At 48.4% G+C, this 17,869-nt stretch carries 12 protein-coding genes; 6 read left to right on the plus strand and 6 right to left on the minus strand.

Translation table 11 applies throughout. The annotated features are described in order from the left end of the window. The first annotated feature begins 8 nt into the window (after positions 1-8). Genes HGH91_RS25095 through HGH91_RS25105 form a run of 4 tightly spaced genes read left to right on the plus strand, consistent with a single transcriptional unit; the run spans position 9 to position 5,101 of the window. On the plus strand, positions 9-1,502 hold the full coding sequence (locus tag HGH91_RS25095) for a SusD/RagB family nutrient-binding outer membrane lipoprotein (RefSeq protein ID WP_168741633.1): 1,494 nt from the start codon (positions 9-11) through the stop codon (positions 1,500-1,502). Between the two features lie 27 nt (positions 1,503-1,529). After that, a complete protein-coding gene (locus tag HGH91_RS25100; RefSeq protein ID WP_168741634.1) occupies positions 1,530-3,842 on the plus strand; it encodes an arylsulfatase in 2,313 nt (770 codons plus the stop codon). 21 nt (positions 3,843-3,863) lie between these two features. Further along, positions 3,864-3,986 (plus strand): hypothetical protein, encoded by a 123-nt coding sequence (locus HGH91_RS31425; RefSeq protein WP_262888353.1) that lies wholly within the window; start codon positions 3,864-3,866, stop codon positions 3,984-3,986. 23 nt (positions 3,987-4,009) lie between these two features. Continuing rightward, a complete protein-coding gene (locus tag HGH91_RS25105; RefSeq protein ID WP_168741635.1) occupies positions 4,010-5,101 on the plus strand; it encodes a sterol desaturase family protein in 1,092 nt (363 codons plus the stop codon). A gap of 48 nt (positions 5,102-5,149) precedes the next feature. Here HGH91_RS25105 and HGH91_RS25110 read toward each other — a convergent pair whose 3' ends face one another. Next, entirely contained in the window at positions 5,150-6,751 is a 1,602-nt protein-coding gene (locus HGH91_RS25110; protein WP_168741636.1) for an NAD(P)/FAD-dependent oxidoreductase, read from the minus strand. 286 nt (positions 6,752-7,037) lie between these two features. Then, complete coding sequence (locus tag HGH91_RS25115) at positions 7,038-7,886, minus strand: hypothetical protein (protein ID WP_168741637.1); 849 nt, start codon at positions 7,884-7,886, stop codon at positions 7,038-7,040. Positions 7,887-8,005: 119 nt separating this feature from the next. Here HGH91_RS25115 and HGH91_RS25120 point away from each other — a divergent pair, with 119 nt between their 5' ends. Both HGH91_RS25120 and HGH91_RS25125 read left to right on the plus strand, forming a co-directional pair. Continuing rightward, complete coding sequence (locus HGH91_RS25120) at positions 8,006-11,200, plus strand: SusC/RagA family TonB-linked outer membrane protein (protein ID WP_168741638.1); 3,195 nt, start codon at positions 8,006-8,008, stop codon at positions 11,198-11,200. Between the two features lie 11 nt (positions 11,201-11,211). Continuing rightward, positions 11,212-12,639: a SusD/RagB family nutrient-binding outer membrane lipoprotein gene (locus HGH91_RS25125; protein ID WP_168741639.1), complete on the plus strand. Its 1,428-nt coding sequence runs from the start codon at positions 11,212-11,214 to the stop codon at positions 12,637-12,639. Between the two features lie 86 nt (positions 12,640-12,725). Here HGH91_RS25125 and HGH91_RS25130 read toward each other — a convergent pair whose 3' ends face one another. From HGH91_RS25130 to HGH91_RS25145, 4 genes are all read right to left on the minus strand, one after another. Next, complete coding sequence (locus HGH91_RS25130) at positions 12,726-13,124, minus strand: SMI1/KNR4 family protein (protein WP_168741640.1); 399 nt, start codon at positions 13,122-13,124, stop codon at positions 12,726-12,728. An 8-nt stretch (positions 13,125-13,132) separates the two neighbouring features. Continuing rightward, entirely contained in the window at positions 13,133-14,872 is a 1,740-nt protein-coding gene (locus HGH91_RS25135; RefSeq protein ID WP_168741641.1) for an alpha-L-arabinofuranosidase, read from the minus strand. 70 nt (positions 14,873-14,942) lie between these two features. After that, the gene (locus HGH91_RS25140) at positions 14,943-16,196 is read right to left on the minus strand and encodes a glycan-binding surface protein (RefSeq protein WP_168741642.1); all 1,254 of its coding nucleotides are present in this window, start codon (positions 16,194-16,196) and stop codon (positions 14,943-14,945) included. An 18-nt stretch (positions 16,197-16,214) separates the two neighbouring features. After that, positions 16,215-17,864, minus strand: coding sequence for a RagB/SusD family nutrient uptake outer membrane protein (locus tag HGH91_RS25145; RefSeq protein ID WP_168741643.1), 1,650 nt, complete (start codon positions 17,862-17,864; stop codon positions 16,215-16,217). Positions 17,865-17,869 lie beyond the last annotated feature (5 nt).

Genomic DNA, 17,869 nt, shown 5'->3' on the forward strand with positions numbered 1-17,869 from the left:
CTATTAACATGAAAGTCTATCAATATATAAATCGTATACTAGTTGGCGTTAGTATCATTACAATGCCGGCAGCCTGCTCCTTGCAGGAAACCAATGTAAATCCGAATGCATCCACAGCCGTATCTATCAGTGCTGTATTGACCGGCGCGGAAGTGGCCTTGGGATTCAATGTGGGCGTGAACGCGGGGCTTATTGCCAATATATACATACAGCAGGCCTCCGGTGCTAATGGAGATGCCGCTTCATTCGATAACTATACTACGTCTAGCCAGTATTTCAACAGTACCTGGAAAGGATTTTATGCGGATGTACTGGATGAACTGAAGATTGTGAAAACCACTGCAGCACAACAGCAATTACCTTATTACAGTGGTATTGCACGGATATTGAGTGTTTACAGTTATGGTACGCTGACTGATCTTTTTGGAGATATCCCTTATAAGGAATCTCTATACGGGAATAATATTACCAATCCCGCGTATGATAAGCAGGAAGATATTTATAAGGATCTGCAGGCGCAGCTGGATTCAGCGCTGCTGGAACTGGCTGTGCCGGCAGCTAACAACAAGGGCGCTTTACCTGCTTCAGATGATGTTATCTTCGGTGGAAATATAGACCGCTGGAAATCGTTCGCATATACATTGAAAGCCCGGTATGCTATTCATCTCTCAAAAATAAACAGTACAGGTGCTGCACAACAGGTGTTGGCTGCCTTATATGATGGCAGCAGGTATCGCGGCATAGCCGATAATTCTGCCGATGCGCAAGTGATATTTGGTGCTTCTACCACCAATGCCAATCCATTTTATCAACAAAACAGTAATCGCCCGGGCTGGATCGGATTGGGCGCTTCTTTTGTGAACCTGCTTAATGGCAACGCCGTAACAGATGATCCTACTAAGCCGGAAGGGCCATTGGTAGATCCCCGCCGGGCCTATTTTGCTACGCCCTATCCCGTGGGCAGCGCTACTTACAGGGGGAGCGCACCCGGCGTACCCGGCGCCTTCTCTGTTATTGGCAGCTATTATGGCACTGCTACCAGTCCGGTTATCCTTACCAGCTTTGCTGAAGCCAAATTCCTGGAGGCTGAAGCCCGTTGGCGGATTAACCCGGCTGATCCCCTGGTGAAAGCATCGCTGGAAGCGGCCATCAAAGCATCTTTTGCCAAGGTGATCAGCAATAGCGCTGATCCCTATGCCACACCAGAGAAGCAACTGGCTTATATAACGGCAAAGACTACTCTAAAGGGAGAGTCGACCGCAGACCTCAATACGCTTATTACGCAGAAGTATATAGCCCTGTTCCTGCAACCGGAAGCCTGGAGCGATTACCGCCGTACCGGTTTCCCTGTGTTGCCATTGGCCAAAAATGCTACCAGTGTGACCAACCCGGAAGGTAAGATTCCCCGCAGGATTCCTTATCCGCAAAATGAAGTATCCCTGAATATTCATACGCCCGCTGGCTCCGGTTATCAGACACCGGCACTTTGGTGGGACAAATAATCTAATGGCCAACACAATCAACCTCACATGCAATATTTACTTTCTTACAAAACGTTTTTTACCATCGCGCTGCTTTCCGGCGCTTCCGCATATGCCCAGTATAGTCCTGAAAAGCCCTATGCAGGCAAGGTAGGTGTTACCTTATCACAGTCAGTCGTGGCAGCTGCGCCTTTTAATCCTATTGCTCCGAAAGGTGCCCCTAATATTGTTTACATCATGCTGGACGATGTTGGCTGGGGAGCCAGCAGCGCCTTTGGGGGACTGGTAGAGACGCCGGTGTTTGATAGTCTCGCTAATAACGGTTTGCGCTATACGAATTTTCATACCACAGCCATATGCAGTCCCACGCGTGCTTCCCTGTTAACCGGGCGTAATCACCACTCCGTCAATGTGCCTACGGTAATTGATGCAGCTGTTAATTTCCCGGGGCATAATGGCTATATGCCTTTTGAGAAAGGGACTATTGCAGAAATATTAAGAGAAGATGGTTACAATACCTATGCAGTGGGTAAATGGCATGTTACGCCCAGCCCGGACCTTACGCCGGCAGGGCCTTTTAACCGATGGCCTACCGGTCGCGGTTTTGATGCCTTCTTTGGTTTTATGGGGGGAGAAACGGATCAGTATACGCCTGCACTCTGGGAAAATACCGTGAAAGTAGAACCAGACCTGCATGGCCAGCATCTCACTACAGTATTGGTAGATAAGGCTATTGCCTATATTGCTGCCCAGCATTCCGCTGCGCCGGATAAGCCTTTCTTCCTTTATTTTACTCCCGGCGCTACGCATGGGCCACACCAGGTAGATAAATCCTGGGTAGAGAAATACAAAGGAAAATTTGATGCAGGCTGGGATGTATACCGGGAGCAGGTATTAGCCCGGCAAAAGAAACTGGGACTGGTACCTGCCAATGTAACACTGCCTCCCCGCAACCCCGGCGTGAAACCCTGGGCATCCTTGTCGCCGGTAGAGAAGAAAGTATTTGCCCGCTTCTTTGAAGTATATGCCGGCTTCTTATCCCATACCGATTATGAAGTAGGAAGATTAATCAGTTACCTGCGCGATACCCGGCAACTGGATAATACCCTGGTAGTATTGATTATCGGGGATAATGGCGCCAGCAAGGAAGGCGGCCTTAGCGGACATGTACATGGTATCAATGAATATATTAACGGGAACCTGTTTACCGAATCATACGACAGCAGGATTAAAGAGATAGATAGCCTGTATGATAAAATAGGCACGCCGGAATCGGGTCCTAACTACCCGGTGGGCTGGGCGCAGGCCGCCAATACGCCTTTCCGCTACCTGAAGCAGGATGCCAACAGCGAAGGAGGTACCCGTAATCCGCTGGTCATTTTTTATCCTAAGCTGATTAAACAGGGAGGGATTCGTACACAGTATTCTCATGTGAACAGCGTTACGCCCACTGTACTGGAACTGGCGGGATTAACCGTGCCCAAAGTAATTAATGGTTATCCACAAGACAGCCTGGAAGGTATCAGTCTCGCCTATACGATTAATAATCCCACGGCAGCCGGCAGGCATCATGTGCAATACTATGAAATTGCCGGTGGGCGCAGCGTTTACAAAGATGGCTGGAAAGCGGCGGTGGCACATGAGCGGGGAACCCCCTTCAGCAACGATAAATGGGAGCTATACAATCTTAATGAAGACTTTAACGAGCAACATGACCTGGCTGCTGCCAATCCTGCAAAGCTGAAAGAGTTGCAGGCCCTGTTTGATGAGCAGGCGCATAAGTATAAAGTATATCCTTTGCTGGGCGACAGTGCCCGCATTACGCCGGCATTACTCACCAGGGGACCGCTGGATAGCCGCCGCAGTGCCATTTTGTATCCGGGACTAACCCAGGTGCCTACACGCTCAGCGCCTTTCCTCAGCGAGCAGTCATTTATTATTAATGCCGATGTGGAGTGGAAGGATGGCCAGGCAGAAGGCGTGTTGCTGGCCATCGGTGGCCGCTTTTCCGGGTTTACCCTTTTTGTGCAGGATGGCAGGTTGAAAGCCGTGCATAACAATAACGGCCGCTTAACAGACCTGGCTGCCTCCCGGAAACTTACCGTTGGCAAAGCTATCCTGCGTTATGAATTGAAGTATACACCGGCGCGGCGATTAACAGATCCTGCTGGTACTGAAATACTATACATCAATGAGGAGAAAGTAGCAGAACGGGCTATTACCAAAGAAGATGCAGTGATTACACCTTATGACGAAGGGCTGGATATAGGCAGGGATCAGGGGTCGGCCGTATCGCCGTTGTACAGATCGCCCTACACGTTTACCGGTAAGCTGAACCATGTAGAAATTATACATCCTTAACCCATTTAAAAAAAACAATTTATGACACTGGCAGATATCGTATTGATCACAAAGAAGATCGCCATCGGCATTGTTATTTTTTTGATACCGCTGATAGTAATATCCGGCGCTATCTGGTTTGTATTTAACCTGTTAAACAATTAATGTATCACCTAAAACATTTCATTATGACAGCACCTGCAAAAACAAGCACACCCGTCATCCTGCGGGATTCGTTGGTGAGCCTGCTGCTATATGTATTACCCATTTTCCTGATGTTGCTCTCCTTTTATTTTAGTGGAAGCAAACCCTGGTTAACCACCGCAACAACACAGCTGCCTTTCCGTATGCCGGCCATCCTGGAGGCAGTATTTCAAAATCTGAAAACATGGGGCCTGCCTGCTATTATGATAGCGGTGGGTGTAGTGGAATTTTCTGTGGGGCTATATGAAAACAAGTGGACGAAGAATGAGCGAATACTTGATGTGGTATGCTTTATTCTTCCTAAAGTAGTATTAAGACCTATGATTGCCTATTTCGGGTTGAAGCTGTTGCCCTGGGTGTTACCGCAGGCCAAAGATGCCTTTGCCTGGGTGCCTTTCTGGTGGGGATTTGCTATCATGGCCGTAGCCGACGACCTGACCCAATATTGGTATCATCGTTTGCATCACCAGTTGCCCATCCTGTGGCGTTTTCACCGTACGCATCATTCTGCGCCCTATATGGGAATGGCGATGGCCAGCAGGCAGAATATTATTTACACGGCCTTCTTTTCCCAGATATACCTCACGGTAGCGCTTACCTATCTTGGTTTGGGGTATCCGGCGCTCTTTGTGGGAGGTATCAAATCTTTAATCACAACCGGCGCACATAGCAGTATCAAATGGGATAAGCCATTTTACACCATCAAGTGGTTGAAGCCTATAGGCTGGGTAATGGAACGGCTCATATCTACCCCGGCCACCCACCATGCACACCATGCCGATACCACCGATGATGGCATCGGATACTATAAGGGGAATTTTGGAAACATGTTTTTTATCTGGGATGTTATTTTTGGAACCGGTATTATCACCCGGCAGTATCCAAAGGCTTACGGATTAAAGCATTACAAGGAGGAAGAATGGTATGCGCAGCTGTTGTGGCCTATTTTCAAATCGAAGAAAGAAGGTAGTGAGCTGGCCGCAGATGGGCCTATGGTAGGGGATGAAGTAGTGGCGCCGCTGCCGGTTACTCCACCCAAAGCTGCCCCGGTGGCAGTGCCGGCGCAGGCGATATAAAAATAAGGAGGGCTGACCAGTGCATAATTCTCTGATCAGCCCTTGTTTTTATTTTTTCTCTTCATGATATTCCTGCTCTGTATTGATAGACCAGATATTGTTTTTGGTAACAATACCCTCTGTGATGTTGTCTACCGCCACCATGGCGGTAAGCATGGAGTGGTCGGAGTTGTTATATTTATGCATACCATTGCGGCCCACCAGGAAAAGGTTTTCGAAGGCGTCGATATATGTTTTTAACTCCTCAAACCGGGCGTAGGTACCCCAATAGGCCGGGTAAGTTTTTTCCATGCGCAGTACGGTGGCATCCAGCACATCGGAAGGCTGGGCCAGACCTATCTTACACAGTTCATTGATAGCGGTCTGGCGGATAGCGTCGTCTGTCAGTTCCCAGAAATCATCGCCTTTATTACAGAAGTATTCCATTCCGACCCAGGTGGTATCCGGATCTTTTACCATATAGGGGCTCCAGTTGTTGAAGAGCTGGAGGCGTCCTACTTTAACGTCTTTTTCCTGTATATAAATCCAGGTATCTTTTAAGGTGATGGGTTTGTGTTCTTTCGTTTTCTTATCCTCGAAGCTCAGGTTTTTTAGCAGGATACCAATGGTGATAAAGTCGCGGTAATGTAGGCCTGCGGCTATTTCCTGTACATTAGCCGGAACATCTGCTTCCAGGTCGGCTACCAGTTCCTTGATGGGCATGGTAGAAAAAAAATAATCGCCTTCCAGGGTGACGACTTCGCCGGTGGTGCGGTCCAGCGCTTCAATAGCGGTTATCTGGTTGCCGGAAGTGTGGATTTTTCTGACATCGTGCTGCATTAATACGGTGCCGCCTTTGTTGATCACCTGGTGTGCCACCTCTTCCCAAAGCTGGCCGGGGCCATGTTTAGGGTATAGGAATTGTTCGATCAGGCTGGTTTCTACATTTTTCTGTTTGAGGTCTTTCGGCTTGCCGGCTTCTACAGCAGATTTTACTGCGTGTGCAATGGCTTTGCCGATGGAAATTCCTTTAATTCTTTGTGCGCCCCATTCGGCCGAGATAGCTTTACAGGAAACGCCCCATACTTTTTCCGTATAGTCTTTAAAGAAGAGGTGGTACAAGGTTTTACCAAAGCGGTTGATCATAAAATCTTCCAGGGTGCTTTCATCTTTCCGCTGGAAGATCTGTGCCCACAGATAAGATACCATGATGCTGATGGTGGTAGTGAAACCCAGCTTACGCAGCGTATCTACCGATAGTTGTATAGGGTAGGTAAAGAATTTATGCATGAAGTAAATGCGCGACAGGCGTTTTCTTACCAGCATGATCAGGTCAGGATTGGGCGCTACCAGTGTATCAGTACTGTGGTTATTTCGCGGGGATTTTATTTCCCTTGTTTTCTGTTGATAGCTGATAGAAAATATTTCTGCGGCTTCTTTATCCAGTGGCATCATGTTCATCCACCAATCCATTACGCGGTCTGATTTTGAGAAGAAACGGTGGCCGCCAATGTCGATGCGATTGCCTTTATAATTGACTGTTTTGGAGATACCTCCTATGTCGGTACTTTTTTCGAGTACTACCGGGATGATGCTGGTACGTTGTAATAGTTCATAGGCAGCGGTCAACCCTGCCGGGCCAGCGCCAATGATGATAGCTTTCTTTTGCATGAGCGAATGAGGTTGTTGAGTAAATGGTTTCTGAGGTGAGCTGATATAGCGCTTATTGGTCTGGTATGTTGTGTCGGAGCGGCATTCCCCGCACATGAAAATGATGGAACCTTTTGAACGATGGCATAGCAAAACGGTTTTACGCAGGTATTACCGGCAATAGCAACACCTGTTTTGAGGGTTTATATGATAAAGGGTTAGCAGCAGAAAGTGAGGGCTGCCTGCACTATACAATGATAGGATTAGTTACTGAATTGCGATAGCAGCCGCATTGCAAGCGGGGAAACTAGAAGTTCCATTTGTAAAAATAGATCGGTGCATTTTTTCCTTCACTGATGGTAACGTAGCCATCATTCCCGGGTGTGATGGTAATGCCTTCGCCTTGTTTTTCTTCGATATAGGGAAGCTCTTTGGCAGGTTGCGCCATCGCTTCTTCCACCGTTTCATTGCTGTTGCGGTGCCAGTAGTAAATATGGGTCAACGTTTTTATCACAATATGGTGACCGTCTTTAGAAATATCTCCAGAGGTAACCCAGGTATAGGGGAGCTTTATCAACTTTTCCAGCACCACTTTATCGCCATCTTTAAAGAGGGTGGAACCGGCTTTATAGAGACTAACTTCTTTTTCTCTTTTACTGATAATATAGATTTGTTTATTGATAGGGTCTATCAGCAACGATTCTGCATCCCGCGGGCCGTTGGGATATTTGAGCGTTAGTATATCTGGTGTAACGCTTGTTTTTTCTTCCGGTAATTTTTCAGGTTCCGGGAAACGGTAAATGCGGATATGTTTCCGGATACCGGCGTTGTCGCCAATATCTCCAACATATACATAATGCTTGCCTTTTACCGGGCCGGCGCCTTCTGCAATATCTTCCCAGTCGCGGTTACTCACCCCTTCCAGCTTAATGGTACTGATTAGCGCAGCTTTACTGTTGAGCAGGTATACTTCTGGTTTGTTGCCACTGTCGTTATGTGTCCAGTAGCAGCCTTTCAGCGGCACGCTGGATGCAATGCCCGAGGCCTCCTTTATTTTGTCGGTGGTCAGTTGCCCGAGCACCACTGGTGGCGCGGTCTGCGCAATTACGGCGGTAGATAAAAGTCCTGTCAGCAGTAGCAATATGAGTAAACGCATATGTTAATTTACGGAATTTATACAGGATAGCAGCTGGCATTTTATACCTATTGACATTCCCCAATTATTATTCTATTTTGTAGAACATAATATTTCACCAAGATCTAACCCGCTTATTCATGAAAAAACTATTCACTATCCTATTAGTGTGCTGTACTGTTTCCCTGATGTCTGTAGCCCAATCCCACCTTCTTACCGGTAAGGTTACAGGCGAAAAAGGGGAGGGCTTGCCCGGCGTAAGCGTACAGATTAAGAACACTAATAAAGGCACGTCTACAGATCCGGAAGGCCGATACCAGCTGGATGCCGGGAAAAATGAGGTCATACTTATTTTCCGGTTGGTAGGGTACCTCACTACTGAAATCGGTACCTCGGGAAAAAGCAGTATTGATGTGGTATTAAGGCAGGATACCCATAACCTGGACCAGGTGGTGGTTACCGCCCTGGGCATCTCCCGGAAGGAAAGAGCCGTAGGCTATTCGGTACAGGAGGTAAAAGGCAGCAACCTTACGCTGACCAAAGAGCAGAATGTACTGGGCTCCTTGTCGGGTAAAATAGCCGGTGTACAGGTAGTGGGCGCGTCGGGCGCCAGTATGGGAGGTACGCAGAAAATTAAGCTCCGGGGTATCAACTCCATTAATGGCCAGGAAGAGCCGTTAATTGTGGTGGATGGTACGCCTGTGAGCAATAACAACTTCGCGGGCAGGAATGGCCCCGATCTGGGTAACCTGGCCCAGGATATTAACCCGGAGGATATTGAGTCTGTGAACGTGCTGAAAGGCCCCGCTGCTTCTGCCTTATATGGACTAAGAGGACAATACGGCGTGATCCTGATCACCACCCGGCAGGGTAGCCGTAAGGGAAGTAAGAAGGTAATGGTGGATGTTAACTCCGCCTTCTCCATAGAAAAAGCGGGTAACTTTATGCCGCTGCAAAATATCTATGGCGCCGGTAGCAGCCAAAAGTTTAGTACCATTACCGTAAACGGGCAAACGCAGTTGCTGGCATCCGGCACCGATGAAAGCTGGGGTCCTAAGATGGATGGTACGCCGGTGCGCCAGATGTACAGTTTTTACCCCGCCGATCCCGACTATGGGAAGTTAACGCCCTTCAGTCCACATCCTGACAATGTAAAGGATTATTTTGTAACCGGTACCACCTTCAATAACAACGTCAGTATGTCGGGAGGTGGCGAAAACACTACGTTTCGCCTGTCGTTTAATCATACGGATATAAAAGGAATAGAACCTAATACTTATCTCAAAAGAAATAACCTGGGGTTTAACGGCTCGCTCAACCTGAATACCAAAGTAACGGTATCTACCAGTTTTAATTACGCCAATAATAAAGGGCAACGCCCGGCGCAGGGCTACTACAACGGTTCCCGTAACTTTTACCAGTGGTTCGAACGTTCGCTGGATATGAAGAAGCTACGGCAGTATAAATACCCGGACGGTACTTTTTATCACTGGAATCATGAAGATGTAGATGACCCGGATTTCCTGAAGAAGCCTGGCAGCGATTGGAATAACCCTTACTTCGAAGCTTATGAAAACCTGAACGAGGATGGGCGCGATCGCTTCTTTGGCAATATAGGTCTTACTTACGACGTATTGCCCGGCCTGAAGGTAAGCGGTGCGGTAAGGGCGGATATGTTTACCCAAAGTATCAACCAGCGGAAAGCCTATGGCGGAAGGGATCTTAATGAATATTATGAGGCCAAATTTGAGAATAAGGAGATGAACTATGAAGTGTTGGCACAGTATAATAAAACATTTGACAAGTGGAGCCTGAACGCCAATCTCGGCGCCAACTTGCTTACCCAGCGTTATACCGGTATCATGGGAAGAACCCAGGGCGGTTTATCTGTGGTAAATTTCTACAACCTTTCTGCCTCCATCGACCGCCCGGACGTATCTAATTACCTGCGGAGAAAGGAGGTACGCAGCGAGTATGCAGCCGTTTCGCTGGGGTATGATAATATCTATTACCTGGATGCTACCATCCGTAATGATATTTCTTCTGCCCTTCCAGCAAATCATAACTCTTATTGGTATCCTTCTGTATCATTGAGCGTAGTATTCAGTGAGCTGTTGAAGTGGGAACCGCTTTCCTATGGCAAGTTCCGCATAGGTTTTGCTAAAGCCGGTTCCGACCTGGATCCTTACCAGATTTACGAATCCTATTTACTGGAGGCGCCTTACAAAGGACGTGATAATAGTCCTTACCTGCCTATGCACTTGCCTTCAACGCTTAATAACAATGAGATACGGCCTTCGCTGGGCAACTCATTCGAAACAGGGGTGGACCTGAAGATGCTGAAGAACCGGGTAGGATTGGCTTTTACCTGGTATAACCAACAGAATATCGACCAGGTACTCAGTATCCCGGTATCGGGTGCTATCGGTTATGTGAGTACAGTGATCAATGCAGGTAATATCCAGAACCAGGGCGTGGAGTTGAGTCTGAATGCCACCCCTGTACAAACAAAGGTGTTCAACTGGTCATCTGTATTGAATTTCAGCCGGAACCGGAGCCTGATAAAGAAATTGTATCCCGGGTTAAACACCCTGCAGCTGGATGCCAACACGTATTCCCGCGTGAGCGTTTACCTGAATGCCGATGTGAATGCGGCCTTTGGCACCCTGGTGGGCAATGCGTATCAGCGTGATCCTAAAACCGGTAAGATCCTGCTGGATGCCGCCAATTTGCCCATGTTTAAGGAGAACCACAATTTTGGTAGTGTAGTACCTGATTTCACTGGCGGATGGCAGAATACTTTCCGCATAGGGCACTTTGATTTGTCGGCCATGGTTGACTTTCAATCCGGCGGTAAATTTTTCAGCTGGACAAAAATGCTGAGTGTAAAATCGGGCCAGGCGCCGGAAACGGCTGCCATGAATGATCGTGGCAAGAATGTGCGTGATCCGCTGGCAGATGGGGGCGGTGTAAAAGTGAACGGTATTTCCAGCGTTACCGGGCAGGAAGTCACCGCTTACGTGGATGCCAAATCCTATTATCGTACTACGCTGGGTACCTCGATATATGAAGAATGGTTGTATGATGCGAGTTATATTAAGCTGAGAGAAGTGCGTGTAGGCTATACGTTTACCCGGGAAGCACATCGCCGCATGCCGTTTAATAGCATCAATGTAGCATTGATAGCCCGCAACCCGGTGATGATATATCAACAGGCGCCTAAAGGATTGGATCCTTCAGAACTATCTACCGGCAGGTCTTCTATCAGCTGGCTGGAAACAGGGCAGCTGGCGTCTACCCGGTCATTTGGTATTAACCTGAATATTTCCCTGTAAACCCGATCATCATGAAGCAATTACTATATATTATTTTCGTAGCATCGTTTACGTTAACCGGATGTACAAAATTTTCCGACGACCTTAACCGGAATCCGAACTTGCCGGATACCTTTTCCAACCCCAAGTTGCTGACTTATGCCATCCTGAAAATGGATACTACCGCTGCTACGCCTTATGGCCTGTTATACGTGCAGCACCTGTCGGAGAAAGTGTATACCGATGCTTCCCGTTATATCAACAACTCTTTTGAGTTCTCTAATTTTTATGCAGATGCGTTGATGAACCTGAACCTGATTATTAAAACGGCACACTTCAATACTGATGAAGGGTCGGCCAATAACCAGCAGGCGGTAGCCCGGATACTAAGGGCTTATTTTTTCTGGTATATCACGGATCGCTGGGGCGATGTGCCCTATAAAGAAGCCTTACAGGGCAGGGCAAAGATAGACCCGGCCTATGACAGTCAGAAAGATATTTATACCGATCTGTTTAAAGAACTGACAGAGGCCGCGGCACAGCTGGAAAACAGTAACCCAGCTAAAGGCGACGTGTTGTACTATGGCGATACCGGCAAATGGAAACGTTTTGCAGGCACCCTGCATGCGCTGATGGCGTTACGGTTGTCGAAAGTGGATCCTGCCTGGGGTAAACGGGAATTTGTCGCGGCGCTTACTACCGGTATTTTTACGGGGAATGATGATAATGCTATTACCCAGCATTTGCCGGAAACCGCGTACCAAAACTATTGGTACTATGTATATAGTATACAGGGCCGCCGGTGGTACTGCATCAGCAAGCCACTGGTGGACTTTATGAAGCCCCTGGGCGATCCGAGGTTAAAAGTATATGCGGCCACCAACAGCAGTGGCGATTATGCAGGCATGCCTTATGGTCTGGAAGGAAAAGATGCGCAGAATATTCCGGCAGGTAGTGTGTCGTTCCAGGGAACAGCTATCCGTAAGCAGGATGCCACCGCTTACGTGGTCACTTATGCACAGGTGCTGCTGGCACGGGCGGAGGCAGCCAAGCTGGGTTGGATTCCCGGCGGCGATGCCGCTGCTATGGCGGATTACAATGCAGCTATTGAAGCTTCTGTTAATCAGTGGACGGGTTCTTCCACCGGGTTGGCTGCCTATATGGCCCGCCCGGAAGTAGTGTATAATGCTGCCACTGCCATTAAACAGATTGCTTACCAACGCTGGGTGCATTTGTATATGAACGGCTATGAAGCCTGGGCAGAATGGAGAAGAACGGGCTATCCGGAGCTGACGCCTGCCCCGGGAAATAATAATATTCCTATTCCCCGCCGCCAAGGTTATCCTTTGTCGGAGCATAATATCAATACTAAGCATGTAGAAGCGGCAATTGCTGCACAGCCGGGGTTACAGGGTAAAGACGACCTGACCGGCCGTGTGTGGTGGGATGTAGCGCGATGATGCCCGCAAAGGCGCTAAGGCGCAAAGAGAATTTGTCAAAACATGAGCTCTTAGGGAGCTTATAAATTTCTTTGCTGCTTTGCTCCTTAGCGTCTTTGCGTGATATTCATCCGCTGTATGCCTTCCCTGAAAGTGTCGGCAAATGAAGATTGCTGGTCTGAATTTCTGAAGATCCCTTTTTTGTTTTTCAGGAAACCGATTTTCTGGTGATGCCCGGGAAAATCGGCAAATCCGATAAAATTTTTATTGGCGCTTTCCCTGAATTCATGCAGTATCCGGTGGATAGGCCATATAACATAACCGCCGCCGGGAAATTCCCGGTGTGCAAATCCATCTGTTTGCAGGTAGAGTTCTGTGAACTCTCCCGGGAATCTGAACCCCAGCGCGGTTTCTGTTTCGGCAATCATTTCTATTAATGCACCTTTGTTAAGCGGGATACTGTCTGTTTTCCATTGTTGAATAATGCCCTCTGTCCAACTTTTCATAGCTACGGTTATTTTTTTTCTATCACAACATATGCTACCGACATCGGCGGCAAAGCTACTTTAATACCGTTCTGTGTAAGGGCGGCATTGGCTTTTACATTTTCATAATCCCCAGGGCCTCCGGCGGATCCACCCGGTCCGCTACCATTTACAAATACTTTTCTGCCAAACCCGGTAACACCATCTCCGCCGTTTAGCGTATACCAATAGAACCGGTTGCCCGCATTAAAATTTTTGAAAGTAAGCTGTACATTCCGGGTAGTATTTCCTTTGTTGACCAGTACCGTGGATATTTCTCCTGAGCTGAAGGTAGACGCATAGGAGACAATACTAGCATTGGTGGTAGCGGCGTTGATACACCTGTCGCCTAACGTTTTTTGCAGAAAGTAGAGGTAATAGAAGGCGGGGCGTGGATCCCATTTTGATTCACCGGAAGCCGCGTCGCCGGTGCTGAAAAGACCATGGTCATTTCCATTATCCCACGCGTTGGAAAGGTCCCAGCGGCTGGCCATTCCAAACTTATTTTTCATAAGCTCTTCCAATACCATCACTGCATGCATGCCTGCTACCTGCGACACCATTTGTTGTGAGCCGGTAGCAAAGATATTCCATTCTGTAAGTGCCAGCGGCCTGGGGCTTACGCCGGCAGCCTGGCAGGAGCTGGCAACAAAATCATAAATGCTTTTGGTAACGGTGCTGGCAGATGCCAGTATTTCCAGTGGGGTCGAGTTGGTATTGTAAGGCGTATAGTAGCTGTGTACAATAAAATAGTCTGCAAGGTTGCCGGCTTGTTGTAATACGCCATTGTTCCAGCTTTTATCGGTAGGCGTGGCCCAGCTGGCGGGCTGCTGCTCCAATAGCTGTACGCCGATGTAAATGGGCTTACCAATTTCGGTAGCCGCTTTACGGAGAGAGTCGATAAATATTTTAGTATGGCGGCCATACAGGTCGCCGGTTACCTGCAACGGTTGCCCGTCTTTATTCTGCGACTGGTCGATGCGATAACCAGCTTGCCAGGTGCCATTGCTTTCATTGCCTATTTCCCAGTATTTCGTGCGACCGTTATCATATCGTACCCAATCGGCGGCCAGGTGGGCGGCAGTGGCTACGGGATTTGACCCGGCGCCATACCTGGCATAGCCATAGTTGAGCGTAATGATGCCTTCATTGCCGGTTTGTTGTAACATGCGGTAGTAGTTGTCCAGCGAAAGCGTCCAGCTGTCGTTGTTACGTCCAAACCAATAACCGGCATTGGCCATGGCGCCATTCATATCGGGAAGGTTGGCCGGTGCATCTGCTGGCGGATGGCCCGGGGCGGCATTCCAGAAATAAACGCTGCTGAGGTTACCGCCTGGAAACCGGATAATGCCAGGACGGAGTTTGGTAATATGCCCCAATAGGGCGGGCTCGGTCACCATCTGTGTCATATACAGGTTGGCATTGTTGCCAAACAATGCCGGTGAAATTTTTGTAACAATCGTAGCTGCGTCCACGTTCACGGTGTCATTGGCGCTTGTTGGCGCTGTCGCTTCTGTGAATGCAGGCGCAGTAAAGCTCCTGGCGGTCCATCCATCTTTAAAAAATCCTTCTGTAAGCGCGGTAGCCGGATCGGGAGGCGTAACTACGGTAGTAACAGTATCAGGATGATTGCCGTTGTCATTGTTGTTGGGTAAGGTGGACTTTTTACCACAGGCTGCTAATGAACAAAACAGGAGACAAAGTAGTGTGCTATCATTTATGTTTTTCATCTGAACAGATTATGCTTCCTTTTGAATACCGCTCGCCGTATCTATAGCAGGTGCGGCGAGCGGTTGACCACTATTTTATCTTTACTATCCTGAAGTTGTCGTAGGCGGTATTGTATACTTCTACGCCGGCGCTTTCTGTGATGATGCGGTATCCGAAAGTTACTTTGCCATCGCTTTTTAACAGGTCGCCCATTACCGCAGCTGCTGCGCCGGTACCTTCCACCCCGTTGTCGGCAAGCCGGAATGCGGAGAGGTTAACCGTTACCGTTTGCCATTTGTTCTTGGTGTCAAAGGTTTTGTTGTCGGCATTTTGCCATGGCATATACCGGAAAGCATATTTATCGTTGAAGCGGAGTACGTTGATACCCGCTGTCCATGGCTCTTTGGTATTGATTTCGAATTTCAATGCATACTGAGAGGCTTCTTTAGTAAGTACATCTGTAGTAAACATGGCTACATCGTTGAAGTTGCCAGACCGGTTGCCATTCCACCATCCGCCATCATTAGCGCCCACACCTCCGAAGATGTTCTGCAGATATCCACCATGGGTGCCGGGAAATAAAGCGGCGTCGCTGGTTCTGTTGGCGCCCCACCAGGCCCAGTTAAACACAGGAGGTTCGCCACTTTCTCCACTGTTGGTCAGGTTGCTGATCACATCCCCGCTGGCATGGTCATTTAAAGGCCCGTCAGACATCGCGGTGCCGAATTTGGCATGTATAACCAGCCGGCCGGTATCGCTGCCCAGATCGGGCATAATGAGGCCTGCACGCGTACCTGCGGCGTTGGTAGCAACCGATGTCACCTCTTTTCCTCCCGGGAAGGTGATCTTATTGATCAGGAACAGGCTGGAACCGTAAATGATAAGAGAGTCGCCGGGAAGCGCATTTTCATTAGAAATGGCCGCTATAGATGGAGGCGGTATATCTACTACAAAAGTATACGTGAGTTCCCCGTGGGTGGTAACCAGGTGTATCTGGTTGGGCACTTTGGGATCTGTAGCTTCGGTAGGTGCGTTAGACGGGATGGTGAGAATGATATGTGTACTGGTATTGTAGGTAGGATTAAAATAAGCACTGGCGCCATTGAACGCAATGCTTACCACTCCTCCCAGGTTTTGACCTGTAATGAGGATCAGTGTACCGGGCAAGGCTTTGGTGAAGGTGCTGTCTTGCAGGGTAGAGTCGAGCAGGGTGACTTTATTGATCACCGGTGGACCGGACTGGTCATTGTTTTTAGAGCAGGACAGGAGCAGGCACAAGATGGCCAGCATACCTGTAACCAGGCCGCCATATTGTTTATGAAATGCAGGATTATTATGCGTCATACAAGTTCATTTTGAAGATTAATAAGGATAAGGTACCGGTGGTTTCCGGAGATTGGGAGCAGCCGATAATTCGGCAGCCGGTAGTGGCAACAGGAAATTACTTTCTGTTACCGGGTAAAATGCCGGTGTATCGGAAGTTACTGTCCAGCTGGTAGCATTTGTTTCCTTATCAGGTATAATGCGGTAGGTGCCTTTATCCTGTGCATTCAGTATGTTGATTGCCTTTTGCGGATTGTAATAATGCAGGCGCAGGATGTCGTACCATGCTTGTCCTTCCATGGCCAGTTCCAATCTTCTTTCCTTATAGATATCATCCCAGGTAATGGTTGATTTGGGTAGCAGCCCTGCGCGCTGACGAACGGCGTTAAAATAAGTAAGCGCCTCTCCGTCGGCGGTGCTGGCGGCATTGCCGAGTATAGCTTCTGCATATATGAGGTATACATCTGCTAACCGCAGCATGTAAGTGTTAATTTCCGTATGTTGCTGGGTTACTTTTCCATCGTTGTCTTCCGGCCGGCCTACTACATATTTTTTCACCCATGCCCGGGTATTATACCGTTCGGTTCCATTGTAGCGCCAGGGAACTTGCAGCTCCTGGATGATCTTCTTACCGGGATTATTCGGATCATCTACCGACTGATGAATATAGGAGTAGTGATCGCCTGGGTACATAAAAGTACCTTTACGTCTTTTGTCATTGGGAGAATATAATTTTAGCTGGTCCAGCGAAGCGCCCAGGTCACTGCCCCATCCATCTGCAAAGCCGGTGATTTCAGAACCATAAGCCAGGAATGCCTGTACGCTGTTTTGTGTGCCCCAGTCGCCATCATATTTCCATTGAAGGGCAAACAGGCTTTCGGAGTTGTTATTATTTTTTGTCAGGAACAAGTCCTCATAATTGCTCATGAGTGCTGCACCGCTGTTGCTGATTACATCTTTGGCAAACCATTTTGCGCTGTCGAGATCCGTTTGCCGCCTTGTTTGAACACTCCCTACGCCTGCGCGGGTAAGGTATGCTTTCGCCAGCATCCCTTCGGCCGACCATTTGGTTAAGCGACCTTTTTGTACCGGTGCGGTGGGAAGGTTGGCAGCTGCATAGCGAAATTCGCGGATAATGAAGCCCCATACGGATTCTACGGTATTGCGACTGATAGAAGTATCTGTTACCAGTACGTTGTTATCCACAATTACCGGCACCGGTCCCCAGTTTTGTACCAGGTAGGAATAGGCGAGTGCCCGCATAAAGCGGCCTTCCGCGATTGCACCGTTTTTAACGTTGTCGGGTACACTCTTCGCTGTGTACTTGGTGATATTGTTGATAGCCATATTGGATTGTGCTATCACGCTGAAGAACGCGGTCCACGAACTGTATACTTCCGGCGTAACATCCGTCGTTTGCATGCGGATATTTTCTACCTGGTAAGAGCCAGACATAAGTACGCCGGCTCTTCCATCGCCCAAGCCGTGAGAGGCTTTATCGTTGTAGGCAAACCATACCAGGCCATAGAGGGGGGCGGTCCCAGCCCATACCTGGTCGGAGGTCTGGTAGAAGTTGGCATCCACAATACTATCTTCCGGCGGTCTGTTCAGGAAGTCTTTGCTGCAGCTACCCAAGATAGCCAGTATTACGAGTGAGGTCAGGTATTTTGTATATGAACGATAATTCATGATTA

The sequence above is a fragment of the Chitinophaga eiseniae genome, from assembly GCF_012641265.1.
GTDB lineage: Bacteria > Bacteroidota > Bacteroidia > Chitinophagales > Chitinophagaceae > Chitinophaga > Chitinophaga eiseniae_A.

What these genes read in the sequence shown, in the direction of transcription:
- HGH91_RS25095 (WP_168741633.1), top strand. Translation starts at nt 9, where the DNA reads ATGAAAGTCTATCAATATATAAATCGTATACTAGTTGGCGTTAGTATC.
- HGH91_RS25100 (WP_168741634.1), top strand. Translation starts at nt 1,530, where the DNA reads ATGCAATATTTACTTTCTTACAAAACGTTTTTTACCATCGCGCTGCTT.
- HGH91_RS31425 (WP_262888353.1), top strand. Translation starts at nt 3,864, where the DNA reads ATGACACTGGCAGATATCGTATTGATCACAAAGAAGATCGCCATCGGC.
- HGH91_RS25105 (WP_168741635.1), top strand. Translation starts at nt 4,010, where the DNA reads ATGACAGCACCTGCAAAAACAAGCACACCCGTCATCCTGCGGGATTCG.
- HGH91_RS25110 (WP_168741636.1), bottom strand. Translation starts at nt 6,751, where the DNA reads ATGCAAAAGAAAGCTATCATCATTGGCGCTGGCCCGGCAGGGTTGACC.
- HGH91_RS25115 (WP_168741637.1), bottom strand. Translation starts at nt 7,886, where the DNA reads ATGCGTTTACTCATATTGCTACTGCTGACAGGACTTTTATCTACCGCC.
- HGH91_RS25120 (WP_168741638.1), top strand. Translation starts at nt 8,006, where the DNA reads ATGAAAAAACTATTCACTATCCTATTAGTGTGCTGTACTGTTTCCCTG.
- HGH91_RS25125 (WP_168741639.1), top strand. Translation starts at nt 11,212, where the DNA reads ATGAAGCAATTACTATATATTATTTTCGTAGCATCGTTTACGTTAACC.
- HGH91_RS25130 (WP_168741640.1), bottom strand. Translation starts at nt 13,124, where the DNA reads ATGAAAAGTTGGACAGAGGGCATTATTCAACAATGGAAAACAGACAGT.
- HGH91_RS25135 (WP_168741641.1), bottom strand. Translation starts at nt 14,872, where the DNA reads ATGAAAAACATAAATGATAGCACACTACTTTGTCTCCTGTTTTGTTCA.
- HGH91_RS25140 (WP_168741642.1), bottom strand. Translation starts at nt 16,196, where the DNA reads ATGACGCATAATAATCCTGCATTTCATAAACAATATGGCGGCCTGGTT.
- HGH91_RS25145 (WP_168741643.1), bottom strand. Translation starts at nt 17,864, where the DNA reads ATGAATTATCGTTCATATACAAAATACCTGACCTCACTCGTAATACTG.